The 13,066-nt window shown below is 47.3% G+C and carries 11 protein-coding genes and 1 tRNA gene; 9 read left to right on the top strand and 3 right to left on the bottom strand.

Translation table 11 applies throughout. The annotated features are described in order from the left end of the window. Positions 1–92: 92 nt before the first annotated feature. The 3 genes from BUA14_RS21235 to BUA14_RS21225 form a co-directional block, all read right to left on the bottom strand. Positions 93–812 (bottom strand): DUF4367 domain-containing protein, encoded by a 720-nt coding sequence (locus BUA14_RS21235; protein ID WP_072774431.1) that lies wholly within the window; start codon positions 810–812, stop codon positions 93–95. Further along, positions 781–1,299, bottom strand: a complete 519-nt coding sequence (locus tag BUA14_RS21230; protein WP_072774430.1) for an RNA polymerase sigma factor — start codon at positions 1,297–1,299, stop codon at positions 781–783. Before BUA14_RS21230 ends, BUA14_RS21235 begins: the two co-directional genes overlap by 32 nt. 264 nt (positions 1,300–1,563) lie before the next feature. Further along, positions 1,564–1,640, bottom strand: a tRNA-Pro gene (locus tag BUA14_RS21225). A gap of 325 nt (positions 1,641–1,965) precedes the next feature. Here BUA14_RS21225 and BUA14_RS21220 point away from each other — a divergent pair. The 9 genes from BUA14_RS21220 to acsC all read left to right on the top strand — a co-directional run bounded on the left by BUA14_RS21220 (position 1,966) and on the right by acsC (position 13,037). Then, a complete protein-coding gene (locus tag BUA14_RS21220; RefSeq protein WP_072774429.1) occupies positions 1,966–3,105 on the top strand; it encodes an ABC transporter ATP-binding protein in 1,140 nt (379 codons plus the stop codon). After that, positions 3,095–3,751 (top strand): ABC transporter permease, encoded by a 657-nt coding sequence (locus BUA14_RS21215; RefSeq protein WP_072774428.1) that lies wholly within the window; start codon positions 3,095–3,097, stop codon positions 3,749–3,751. Before BUA14_RS21220 ends, BUA14_RS21215 begins: the two co-directional genes overlap by 11 nt. Before the next feature lie 76 nt (positions 3,752–3,827). Beyond that, complete coding sequence (locus tag BUA14_RS21210) at positions 3,828–4,721, top strand: glycine betaine ABC transporter substrate-binding protein (protein ID WP_178371761.1); 894 nt, start codon at positions 3,828–3,830, stop codon at positions 4,719–4,721. Between the two features lie 296 nt (positions 4,722–5,017). Further along, the gene (locus BUA14_RS21205) at positions 5,018–5,872 is read left to right on the top strand and encodes a DegV family protein (RefSeq protein WP_072774427.1); all 855 of its coding nucleotides are present in this window, start codon (positions 5,018–5,020) and stop codon (positions 5,870–5,872) included. 148 nt (positions 5,873–6,020) lie between these two features. Beyond that, complete coding sequence (locus BUA14_RS21200) at positions 6,021–6,209, top strand: hypothetical protein (RefSeq protein ID WP_072774426.1); 189 nt, start codon at positions 6,021–6,023, stop codon at positions 6,207–6,209. Between the two features lie 383 nt (positions 6,210–6,592). Continuing rightward, a complete protein-coding gene (locus tag BUA14_RS21195; protein WP_072774425.1) occupies positions 6,593–7,360 on the top strand; it encodes an ATP-binding protein in 768 nt (255 codons plus the stop codon). Between the two features lie 62 nt (positions 7,361–7,422). Next, a complete protein-coding gene (gene cooS / locus BUA14_RS21190; protein ID WP_072774424.1) occupies positions 7,423–9,441 on the top strand; it encodes an anaerobic carbon-monoxide dehydrogenase catalytic subunit in 2,019 nt (672 codons plus the stop codon). A gap of 18 nt (positions 9,442–9,459) precedes the next feature. Then, positions 9,460–11,640, top strand: coding sequence for an acetyl-CoA decarbonylase/synthase complex subunit alpha/beta (acsB, locus tag BUA14_RS21185; RefSeq protein WP_072774423.1), 2,181 nt, complete (start codon positions 9,460–9,462; stop codon positions 11,638–11,640). A gap of 74 nt (positions 11,641–11,714) precedes the next feature. Next, positions 11,715–13,037, top strand: coding sequence for an acetyl-CoA decarbonylase/synthase complex subunit gamma (acsC, locus tag BUA14_RS21180; protein ID WP_072774422.1), 1,323 nt, complete (start codon positions 11,715–11,717; stop codon positions 13,035–13,037). The last annotated feature ends 29 nt before the right edge of the window (positions 13,038–13,066 follow it).

The following is a 13,066-nucleotide window of genomic DNA, read 5'->3' as shown; positions in this document are numbered from 1 at the left end:
ATCGCAACAAAAACAGGCTGACGCTATGTCAGCCTGTTTTGCCCTATGAACATTCGGTGGCCATTCGTAGTGGAAATTTAGATTCGCTGAAATCAGTCGATTGATTCCACCATCTTTATCAGTTCATCGGCGCCTACATCGGCTTTCGATGCGCTGAACATATACATCACGCCATTGATATCAACATCTAAATTCTTTCTTCCCTGCAGCGCACTGTATCCATTGATTTCGGTCAGCTTCATATTGCCCAGTTCCGTTGCAAAGCTTGTTTTTTCGTTCATGAGCCTTGTCTGGAGATAGATAAGCCGCTTGCCTTTGGTAAAGAAAATGTCGGCATACTCTCCGCTGATAGCATCGTTATTGGTGGTATACAGGCTGATCCTGTCAAGCTGATAGCCTTCGGGAAGGTAGGTAGGGAGTTTCAGTTCAAAGTCGAGATACGCTTGCGCTTCGGCCAAGTCAGTGAACCCAGGGCGGCGGCTGTCGGTGTGGTTTTCTTCGCTTGAGTCCTTCGTTAAGCTGGGATCAGGAACATCATTCGCCGGAACCGGGCCGGTTAAGTAGTATGTGTGCCCGCCCAAAACCACGCCGACAAATTTCTCATAGAACGAACTTCCATATGTGGTTTGAGAGAAACATGCCACAAATAGGGTCAGTGACGCTGCCAGAGCGAGCCATCTTCTGGGGAGCCGATAAGCTTTGGCTTTGGCTTCCGCAGCCGCTGAACGGGTGCAATTCTCAATCAGGCGCTGCTGTAGTTCAGCTGTGATATGCATGCCGCTAAATGCTTGTCTTAACTGGTGTTTTTTCATATCTGAAATCCTCCTCTGTGTATTTGAGCTTTAATTTTTCCCTGCCGCGCTGAAGACGTTTTTTCACCGCTGCAGGCGAAATATCTGCCATATGCGCGATACTGCCCACATCATAGCCTTCGACATAATGCAGAAACAAAACCATTCTGTACTGTGCGGGCAGCGAGAAGACTGCCTCCAATATACCTGAGTCCTCCTCAGATTTGCAGAACTCCGACAATCTCTCAATGTTCATGTGCTTATGACGGAAATTAAACCTGCGCATGTCTTTGCAGACATTTGCAGCCACGCGGATCAGCCAGGCTTTCTGATGTTCCGCCCCGGTGAAAACCGGTGCCCTTGAAGTATATTTCACAAAAGTATCCTGCAGAGCATCTTCAGCATTCTGCTGTGAGCCAAGCATTACCAAACAGATTCTGTAGAGCATATCGCTGTACTCTCTGATAACGCTCTCGATTTCTTCCGCTGATCGGGATATGCGGTTCATGCTCTCACCTCCTTACACCACTAACACGAATTGAAGGGGCGTTTGGTGACATATATTTTTTGAAAATTCCCCCCAAAAGCGTCGAATTGACTGATAATACTAATCCATACTATTCCGCAATTAAAAACATTTAATAATCCAATCGCGGGCAGTATGTAATCCTATAGGTTTATCCGTAATCAATATCTCGTGTTGTAAGTAATCTAAACTCGTAAAGAAAAAAAGAAAAAAGAGCCCCGAAGGACTCTCTATTCGCCTATGTAGTGGTCGGGGTGACAGGATTTGAACCTGCGGCCTCTGCGTCCCGAACGCAGCGCTCTACCAAACTGAGCCACACCCCGTTTTTACCGAACGCTTTATAATATAACAAAATGCTCACAAACTGTCAAGGTTATCAAAGCTAAGCGTTTAAATTAAATGTTAAAACTTAAATGTTAACTAGACATCATGCATTAATAAATAGAGGCATGCTTTAACGAAAACAATATTTAATGAGAATAATACCGTATTTGATACTCCCTCGGACAATGGTTCGGGGGATTTTTACGAGGGTGTGGTATACAAAAAAGAGAACAAAGCAAGGGCAGATGACAACTTATTAAAATTTTATAAGTTGTCATCTGCCCTTGATCATGTTAAAATTTTCTAGGAGGAGGTTGAGTGTATATGATCAAATTCGAAAATGTCAGTAAAAAATACGATGATGGTACTGAAGCCGTGAAGTCACTTAATTTCGAGATAAACAGCGGCGAATTAATGGTACTCATCGGCCCCAGCGGCTGCGGAAAGACAACGACGATGAAAATGATTAACCGACTGATTCCTCATACAGGCGGAAAAATCATCATTGACGGGCAGGATATCAACAGCATTGACCCGGTGCCTCTCCGTCGCAATATCGGCTATGTCATTCAGCAGGTAGGTTTGTTTCCGCACTATACCATTGAAAATAACATAGCTCTGATACCGAGGTTGAAAAAATGGCCGGAGTCCAAGCTCAAAGAACGCGTTACCTATCTGATGGATGTGGTCGGGCTGGATTCCGGGGTATTTGCTAAACGCTATCCCAAGGAGCTTTCCGGTGGGCAGCAGCAGCGGGTGGGAGTGGCCAGAGCCCTGGCTGCCAATCCCGATATTATTCTCATGGATGAGCCGTTTGGGGCACTGGATCCCATGACTCGGGAGCAGCTTCAGGATGAACTGCTGCGCATTCAGTCGGAAATGCATAAGACCATTGTTTTTGTCACCCATGACATGGATGAAGCCCTCAAGCTCGGCGATCGCATCGCTGTTTTACGGGATGGCGAACTGTTGCAGCTGGACACCCCCGACCAATTGCTGAGTAATCCTGCCCATGGCTTTGTTGAGGAATTTATCGGCAAGAACAGAATCTACCAAAATCCGGATTATATTTCTATTACCGATATCATGCGCGACAACCCGGCCATTATCCTCCCCTCCAAGACGCCGGTTGTCGCCATCAGCTTTATGCGCCAGCGCAAGACCGACACCCTGATTGTTTGCGACGAAAAAGGAAAGTTATTGGGAATTATACCTAGCTATGAATTGCATGCCAAAAAAGAAACGATTCAGACCTTAGCCGAAATCGTCCAACCGGTGGACAAGGTTCTCGCCAATACAGCCACAGCCAAGGATGCCTTGCAAATGATCAACACGGCTGCCTATGGCATTATACCTGTGGTCAATGAGCTGCAAAAAGTTGTCGGCGCAGTTACCCGCGGTTCATTGTTGAGTTTTTTTGCCAATCAGTGGTCCGGTGAAAGGGAGGATGCAGATGAGAAATGAGTCTTTATGGACCCAGATTATATTTCAGTTGGAAATGCGTTGGCCTGACTTAATATCGGCTTTGCTTCAGCACATTGAGCTTGTCCTCATTTCCATGCTGATTGCCATTAGCATTGGTGTTCCCCTCGGCATTCTGATTACTCGTGTTAAAGCCTTGGAAGGGCCTGTTCTGGGCGTAGCCGGTATTCTTCAGACTATTCCGGGTCTGGCTTTGCTGGGCTTTATGATTCCCCTTTTCGGGATCGGTATCAAAACAGCGGTGGCGGCCTTGTTCCTGTATTCCTTGTTACCCATTATCCGCAACACCTTTACCGGTATTAAAGATGTAGATAAAGCGACCATCGAAGCAGCTAAAGGCATGGGTATGACAGATTGGCAGATCCTTGTCAAAGTCCAGCTGCCTCTTGCCCTGAGTGTCATGATGGCCGGGATTCGCACCGCTACGGTCATCAATGTTGGTACAGCTACCCTGGCGGCTTTTATCGGTGCCGGCGGTCTGGGGGATTTCATCTTTATTGGTATATCCAGAAATCTGGATGCCCTGGTGCTGATTGGTGCTTTTCCGGCGGCGTTATTGGCCCTGCTGCTTGATTGGCTGCTGGGCAGGCTGGAAAAAGCAACCACACCAAGGGGGCTGAAGGTATAAGGGAAAATTCGATGCGGAGAAGAACACTTCGCAAACTGCCGAAAAGGGTAAAAAGAAAGGAAAGGTGAATATTATAATGAAAAAGAACCTTATAATGTGGAGTTTGGTCGGTGCATTAATGCTTACTTTAGTGGGCTGCCGCAGTGCGGCAAAGAGTGGCGAAACCATCACGGTCGGCTCGAAAAACTTTACGGAGAACATTATTGTTGCTCATATGATGGCTGATCTGGTGGAAGCGCATACGGATCTAAACGTGGACAGAAAGGTTAATCTTGGCGGCTCCAATGTAGCCTGGACGGCTTTAGAGAACAATGACATCCAGATGTACCCTGATTATAGCGGAACCATCGTAGCCAACTATTATCAGGAAGCAACCGGAACATCGGGGGAAACTTTGGCCAAAACATTGGAGTTAACTGCTGAAGATAATATAAAAGCTTTGGGTTCGCTGGGTTTCAATAACACCTACACTTTAGCAGTGACTAAGGAGACAGCGCAAAAATATAACCTGAAGACTTACAGTGATTTGGTCGAAGTATCGGATCAATTGATTCTGGGCTGCGAATTTGAATTCAAAGATCGGCCGGATGGCTACCCAGGACTCCAAACGACTTACAATTTGAATTTCAAGGAAGTCAAAGGTATGGACCATGGCATCATGTTCCGCTCCCTGGTCGAGGGTGAGGTCGATGTGGTCGATGCTTATGCTACCGACGGCCAGATTAAAGTATTCGATTTGGTCATCCTGGAGGACGACCGGGAATTCTTTCCTCCCTATGATTGCCTGCCTTTAATCCGTCAGGACACCCTTGATAAATACCCGGAGCTGGAGGAGATTCTGAATAAGCTCGCCGGAAAAATCAATGAGGCGGACATGCAAGAACTAAATGCTAAAGTGGATGACAAGGGCATGAAAGAAGATGTTGTCGCTCATGACTTTCTGGTATCCGCAGGTTTAATAGAGGAATAATTTAAAGAGAAAACCTAAGTTCACCGTCGTAAGCTGTTCGTTGAAAAATGGCAGCAAGAAAGCCCCGGCAATAAGCTGCCGGGTTTTCTTTATCCAGAATTGCTTTCCATCCTCACGATTCGCTCCCTTTTTTCGGCGAGGCTGACGGCTCATCTCTTCGTGATGCTGTTATTATTAACTTATTTTGCTCCCTGCTTGAGTTGATAGGATGTCCGTTTTCCGATATACTTAAATTCAGACAGCGGAAAAGAGAGATACGTTTCCGAATAAAACAGATAAAGAGCGGGGGAGAAGCATTGAAAAAAACCGCAATCATTATGGATTCCACGGGATATTTAACAAGTGATATAATTGAGGAACATGATATTCGTGTCGTCACCCTGAATGTGAATATTGGTGATGAAACATTTCCGGAAATCGATTTAACCAACAGAGATTTCTTTGCTAAACTGGGGCAGCTCTCCGGTTCCTCAACGACCTCCCAGCCTTCGGTAGGCGCCTTTATAGAAGTCTACAAAGCAGTGCTGGCTGAAGGCTATGACGAGATTATAAGTATTCACCTGTCCGAAAAGATCAGCGGTACTTATGCCTCAGCCATCATGGCCAAAGATTTGCTGGAAAACCCGCATATCCATATTTTTGATTCAGGTTCTTCAGCCTTAGGATTAGGCTTGCTGACCTGGGCGGCTGCTGATTGGGCCGGGGAAGGGCTTGATGCCCAGGAGATTTTGGGAAAACTGGAAACATTGCGCCCCCTCTGTGAGCTTTATTTCATTGTCGACACATTGGAATACCTGCACCGGGGAGGGAGAATTGGCGGGGCTTCAGCCCTTTTCGGCACCTTGCTGCAAATAAAGCCTATTCTCTATTTTAATACTGAAGGTATTATTGATGTCTTTGATAAAGTTCGTTCAAAAAACAGGGCCTTGCAAAGAGTTTATAAAGAGCTGGAACGAGCCTTAGCTTCACATAAGCCCCACCGGATTGCGGTGATGCATGTTGACGCCGAGGCTGAAGCGGCCAGCATAGCCGAAGAACTGTCCCAGAAATACCAGGGTCAGGATATTCGGATTTTTGAGGCAGGTCCTGTTATTGCTACTCATGTAGGCCCGGGGGCAGTCGGCCTGGTTTTTCACCCCTGGCCGCACTGATCTTGAATGAGGCTGCTGGCAATGATCAAGGGTGAACTGGTTGACTTGAATGGAAATTGACAGTATATTGCCAATACTTTAAGTCAAGTATAGGCAGAATAATTGGTGGGAAGATAGAGGCAGGAACCTTTTGTGGAGGTGTTAACCCATGCTTAAAATCCCGCGCCGCTTGTTTTTTCAGGTTCAATCTCCGGCAAGACCCTGTGAACCCTTTGCTCCTGCAGAATCCGGTGATTTTTATGATGAGGAGATACCTCTGACATCTTTAGATGATATCGAATGGGCAACCAATGTTTTAGAACCGGAACAGCAGCGGGGGCCGTCGGAAAATCCCTGAACTATGGCTTTTCTGCTCGCTTTAGAATGACAGTAATTAAGTCTCAGCCCGTTCTTGGGCTGAGACTTTGTATATATTGCGGATTTCTGAATATTTAAATTTTAGTTATTTCTATATTTTGAGAAGGAGTTATTGAAAATATAGGGAATATTATAATCATTAGAGCTTTATTTCACAATTTAAAAATATTTGTTAAAAAAATAACTAATCCATTTAATAAAATTTTCTGAATTTTTGAAGGAATTCAGTAAATTACGAAGAATACACTCTATACAGTTGTTGTATCATATTTAAATTAACAACAGTCATATAGTGGGAACATGTAGTAGGAAAAATTATTGTGAAACTATGCACAGAACCAGATGAAATAGGAGATGAAGTCAATGAAGATTGCGATTTCAGGCAAAGGCGGGGTCGGCAAGACAACATTTGCAGCTAATTTGGCGCATTATTTGTCCGAACGGGGGATGAGAGTCCTGGCGGTTGATGCGGATCCGGACGCCAGCTTAGGAACGGTCTTAGGTATTGCGGAGGACGATTTGAACCGTTTACGCCCCATTGTTGACATGAAAGAGCTCATCGAACAACGCATGGGCGGAAGCGGTGCCTTTTATCCTTTGAACCCCCAAGTGGATGACATTTTGGATGATTACTCCGTTCAAGTGGGTCCCATCCGCTTTTTCCGCATGGGCAATGTCAAAGGGGGAGGTACAGCCTGCTATTGCAAAGAGAACAGTTTTTTGCATGCTTTGGTCAACTCCTTAATTCTCTCTGAACAGGATACCGTCATTTTGGATATGGGTGCCGGCATCGAACAGCTTACCCGAGGAACTGCCCAGGGAGTTGATGTTTTAGTCATTGTCACAGAAGCCAGTACAGTGAGCGCTCATACTGTCCGGGTCATTCAGAAGCTTGCCCAGGAATTGGGGATTCCTAAAGTCTCTGTCATCGGCAACAAAATCCGCTCCACCAAAGACGAGGATTTTCTCAAAGCACAATTTACGGAAGATGAGTTGCTCGGCTTGATTCCTTTTAGCGAGGAATTACTCGATATGTCTATTCATACGGATAATTCTTCTTTTCCCAAGGGTGCTCCAGGTTCCCAATTAGAATCTGTCTATAGAAAACTAATGGAGGGGAGGGACATCTAAAACCTAAAGGTGAGCACAGTTGCATGGTGGAAATCTACAGGTCAAAAAGAGGAGGTTAAACAATGCCAAGATATCGGGATTTGACACACACCTCACGGCCTTCCAACGCGCCCCGTGTGGTGGAACCCAAAAATCCATTGCGCACAACAGATCCAGGCACCATAGAGATGCTGAAAGTTGCGCAGGAAAACAAACTTGAGACAGTATTTGATCGCTTTGTCGCCCAGCAGCCCCAATGCGGCTTCGGGTATAAAGGCATCTGCTGTCGTATTTGTCTTGCCGGACCCTGCCGGGTCAAAGCAGAGGATGGACCGGCCAGCAGAGGTATTTGCGGTGCAACCGCCTATACCATTGTCTCCAGAAACCTTGTTCGTATGATCGCAGGAGGAGCAGCGTCTCACTCCGAGCATGCCAGACATGTGCTGCACACTGCCCATGAACTTGTGGAAGGAAAGACTAAAGACTATGAAATCAAATCCCCGGAAAAACTTCATAAACTAGCCGAAAAACTGGGAATCGAGACGTTAAACAGAGATAATATGGAGATTCTTGGCGACGTAACCGAATTAGCTTATGAAGATTTCGGCAGATATAAAGATCGTCCGGCAGCATTCCTTGACTCTTTCCTAATTGAGCAGCGTCATAACAAGTTTTTAAATACGAATATTATGCCGCGTAATATTGATGGTACGGTAACGGAACTTATGGCGCAGACCGCTCAAGGGGTGGATGCTGATCCTGTTAATATAATTTTCGGTGGCCTAAAAGGCTCCCTCGCCGACTTAGTGGGAGAATATATCGGCACCAACCTCAGTGACGTTTTATTTGGGATTCCGGAGCCCATTGTTTCTGAAGCGAACCTGGGAGTTATTGAAGAGAAGATGGTCAATATCGCCGTTCATGGACATAACCCCGTTCTTTCCGAAATGGTGGTAGGGGCTGCCCGTGAGTTAAAGGCAGAAGCTCAAAAAGCAGGAGCAGAAGGGGTCAATATCGTCGGTATCTGTTGTACCGGTAATGAACTCTTGATGCGTGAAGGGGTCTATCTGGCCACATCATCCGCCTCTCAGGAAATGGCCATTTTGACCGGTGTCCTTGATGCGATGGTTGTTGACATTCAATGTATTTATCCATCCCTCACCCAATTGTGCGATTGCTACCATACCAAGATGATCACTACGGAAGCCATTATGAAGGTTCCCGGTGCGCAACATTTAGCGTTTAATTCAGAAACTGCCATGGAAGACGCTAAAAAATTAGTGAGAATAGCCATTGAAGCTTACAAGAGAAGAGATCCCAAAAAGATCGCTCTCTCCAAGACGCGCAACTCCCTTGTGGCAGGATTCAGTATCGAAGCCTTGACCGATATTTTCGGCAAGATCAATCCTGAGCGCCCCTTCTCCGTTCTGACCGATGCTATTCTGAGCGGACAGATCAAGGGTGTTGTTCAGATGGCCGGCTGCAACAACCTGAAACGTCAGCAGGATGAATCCCATGTCGCCATTCTTAAAGCGCTGGTGAAGAATGATGTCTTTGTTGTAGCGACAGGCTGCTCGGCCGGAGCCTTTGCCAAGATGGGCCTAATGAATTCAGAAGCGGTGGAAGAATATGCCGGAGAAGGCCTGAAGAGCTTTATCAGACAGCTTGAAGAAGCCAATCCTCAATTGTCCACTAAATTACCTTTGGTATTCCACCTCGGATCTTGTGTGGATAACAGCCGCGGTATGGATTTGGTTCAAGCTATGGCCAAAGAACTGGGTGTCGATACACCTAAGGTTCCCTTTGCTGCCTCTGCACCTGAAGCCATGCATGAAAAGGCGGTAGCGATCGGTTCCTACTGCGTTTCCATGGGTATTCCTACTCACGTAGGCACCATGCCTTACCTGGAGGGCAGTGATCTCATCTATGGCATTGCCACCCAAATTGCCCATGATGTCTTCGGCGGCAACTTTATTTTCGAAGTGGATGAGAAAGTAGCTGCCCAAAAAATCTTGAATGCACTTGAATACAGAACATGGAAGCTTAGAATCCATAAGCAAACCGCTGAAAAATTCGATACAGCCATTGCCCAAGGGTGGTAAGGAAAGGAGGAAGTGATTATGTCCATGGAGCAAATTTACGCTGATGCGATCAAGGATCCCTCAAAAGAGCCCAAAAAATTACTTCGTAAGGCCTACGATGGAACGATTACGGCTATGAGTTATGCGGAGATTCTTTTAAACCGTGCCCTTAAAGACTATGGTCCCCAACAAACGGTTGGCTATCCGGACACCGCTTACCACCTTCCGGTTATTACCTGCCTCTCCGGGGATAAGGTAACCACGCTTGGTGAGCTTGTACCGCTTCTTAACCGCGTGCGGAATCAGGTCAAAACAGAATTGACCTTTGAGAACGCCCGCCTCTGGGGGGAATCCGTTCTCTATGCTGCGGAGATTATTGAAATTCTCCACTATTTGCGCAACGACGAGCCCAAGGTAGCCCCTTGGACCGGTTTCCTGGGTGACCCTATTGTGCGTAAGCATGGGATCAAGATGGTGGACTGGACCATCCCAGGTGTTGCCGTTATCTTAGGCCGTGCTAAAGATTCCCCGTCGGCGAAGAAAATTGTCGATAACCTGATGGGCAAAGGCTTCATGCTCTTCCTCTGTGATGAAGTCATTGAGCAGCTGCTGGAAGAAAACGTGAAGATTGGTGAAGACTATATTGCTTTCCCCTTAGGAAACTTTACTCAGGTTATCCATGCAGTGAACTATGCCTTCCGGGCCGGCTTGGCCTTCGGGGGAATTCCTGCCGGACAAAGAGAACAGCATCGTGATTACCAGCATCGCCGGGTACGGGCTTTTGTGCTCCATCTCGGAGAGCTGGATGATGTTAAAGTAGCCGCTGAGATGGGAGCCATTTTCATGGGCTTCCCTGTACTGACGGACCAGGAACTGGGCGAAGATATGCAGATCCCGGATTGGTATCTCTCTGAGCCTGATTATGAAAAGATCGTGCCTCTGGCCCTTGAGGTGCGGGGAATTAAGCTGACCAATATCGAGATTCCTATTCCGGTCAACTTCGGACCTGCCTTTGAAGGGGAAACCATCCGCAAAGGGGATACCTATGTGGAGTTTGGCGGCGGCAGAACTACTGCCTTCGAGCTGGTAAGCATGGTGGGACCTGATGAGGTTGTGGACGGTCAGGTAACCGTCATTGGACCGGAGATCGATACGGTACCGGAAGGAAGTCGGCTTCCCTTGGGAATTAAGGTGGATATCTATGGCCGTAAAATGCAGGAGGACTTTGAAGGGGTTCTGGAGCGCCGGATCCACTACTTTACCAACTATGGTGAAGGAGTCTGGCACGTTGCTCAGCGTGATCTTTGCTGGGTGCGTATTTCCAAGGATGCTCGGGCTAAAGGCTTCCTAATGAAGCATATCGGAGAATTGCTGCTGGCTAAATTCAAGCAGGAATTCCCGGCTATTGTCGACCGGGTCCAGGTTACCATCTATACGGATCAACAAGCCGTCGAGGAAAATCTGGTCAAGGCCCGGGAGCGTTATCGCGCACGGGATGCCCGCTTGAAGAGCCTGACCGACGAGAATGTAGAAGAATTCTATTCTTGCCTCCTCTGTCAGTCCTTTGCTCCCAACCATGTCTGCATCGTCAGTCCGGAGCGGGTTGGTCTCTGCGGTGCTGTCAGCTGGCTTGATGCCAAAGCAGCCTTCGAAATTACCCCAACCGGCCCGAACCAGCCTATTCCTAAGGGTTTGGCCATTGATGAAGTCAAGGGAATGTGGCAGAGTGTCAATGATTATCTGCGGCCTTCTTCCAATAATACTCTTGATGAAGTCAATCTCTATACCTTAATGGATCGCCCCATGACATCCTGCGGTTGCTTCGAGGCGATTATGGCCATTGTTCCTGAGGCCAACGGCCTGATGATCACCACCCGTGAGCATAGTGGTATGACGCCTTGCGGCATGACCTTCTCGACCCTGGCCGGCACCGTTGGCGGTGGCTTGCAGACACCAGGATTTATGGGAATCGGCCGCAGCTATATTATCAGCAAGAAGTTTATTCCGGCTGACGGCGGCATCTCGCGGATTGTCTGGATGCCTAAAGAGCTGAAGGAGTTCTTAAAAGAAGATCTTGTAGCCCGTTCGATTGATGAAGGTTTAGGCGAAGACTTTATCAATAAGATTGCCGATGAGAGCGTTGGCACGACGGTGGAAGAGATCATTCCGTTCCTCGAAGAAAATGGTCACCCATGCTTCAGTCTGGACCCATTAATGTAAGATAAACTGTTGGAGACAGAGCATCATGCTCTGTCTCCGGTGAGAAAAAGTAATGATGGAAAGGGGTCACTGTTATGGCTTTAACAGGCTTAGAAATTTATAAACAACTCCCCAAAAAGAACTGCGGTGAGTGCGGTACTCCTACCTGTCTCGCTTTCGCGATGGCATTGGCTTCCGGTAAAGGATCCTTAGATGCTTGCCCTTATGTTACGAATGAAGCTCGGGAAGCCCTGGATTCCGCATCGGCACCACCGATTAAGGCTATCAAATTCGGCAACGGCTCGATTTTAGGAGATGAAACGGTTCTTTTCCGTCACGATAAAACCTTTTATCATCCTACCACCTTGCTGATTGAGATTGCCGATACGTTATCCGACGAAGAAGTTCAAGCGAAGCTTCAAGAAATCGAAGGCTTGGAATTTGATCGGGTGGGATTGCATTATACCATCGACGGAGTGGCTGTAGTCGAGGCCTCCGGTTCCCCGGAGCAATTTGCTAAAGTGGTCGCTCAGGTGGCCGCAGGAACTGAGCGTTCTTTGCTGCTTTTAAGCGACAACGCAGATGCCCTGAAAGCCGCTTTGCCTGGAGTTGCCAGCCGCAAACCTCTCATCGGCTCGGCTACTGAAGCCAATTATGAGGCGGTTGTCAACTTAGCAAAAGAGCATAATGTTCCCGTTATTATTAAGGCTGAAGGCCTGGACGCTTTAGCAGCCCTAGTGGAAAATGCTCAAAAACTTGGCCATAAAGAATTCGTCCTGGATCCGGGCACCCGGACACCGAGCCAGACTCTTGCTAATCTGACTCACTGCCGCCGCCTGGCGATTAAAAAGAAATTCAGACCGTTCGGCTATCCAGTGATTGCCTTCACCAGCAAAACAGAACCTCTGGCCGAAATCACGGAAGCCTCGGTTTATGTGGCCAAATATGCCAGTGCCATTGTCTTAAAGGCATCGGCTAAGGCTCATATCCTGCCCTTGATGGCACTTCGTCAGAACCTGTATACAGATCCGCAAAAACCCATTCAAGTGGAGCCTATTCTGCATACAGTGGGTGAAGTCAACGAGAACTCACCGATTTATATTACGACGAACTTCTCCTTAACCTATTACAGCGTTGAGGGAGAAGTGGAAGCCAGCAAGATTCCCAGCTATATTCTCCCCATCGATACAGATGGTACTTCTGTGCTTACAGCTTATGCAGCAGGCAAATTTGAGCCTGAAAAGATTGCCGATATATTGGCCAAGAGCGGTGTAGGCGATAAAGTAAACCATCGCAATCTGATCATCCCCGGCTATGTGGCTGTTATCTCCGGAAAATTACAGGAAATTTCCGGCTGGAAAGTCATCGTCGGACCTCGCGAATCCAGCGGGATTGTTTCCTTTACACGGGCAATGTAAGGTTGCAACGGCAAGAGGGTAGAGGAGGA

The sequence above is a fragment of the Desulfitobacterium chlororespirans DSM 11544 genome (genome assembly GCF_900143285.1).
Taxonomy (GTDB): Bacteria; Bacillota; Desulfitobacteriia; order Desulfitobacteriales; family Desulfitobacteriaceae; genus Desulfitobacterium; species Desulfitobacterium chlororespirans.
The sequence above is the reverse complement of the archived record's forward strand: the minus strand, read 5'-3'. Positions and strand labels throughout refer to the sequence as shown.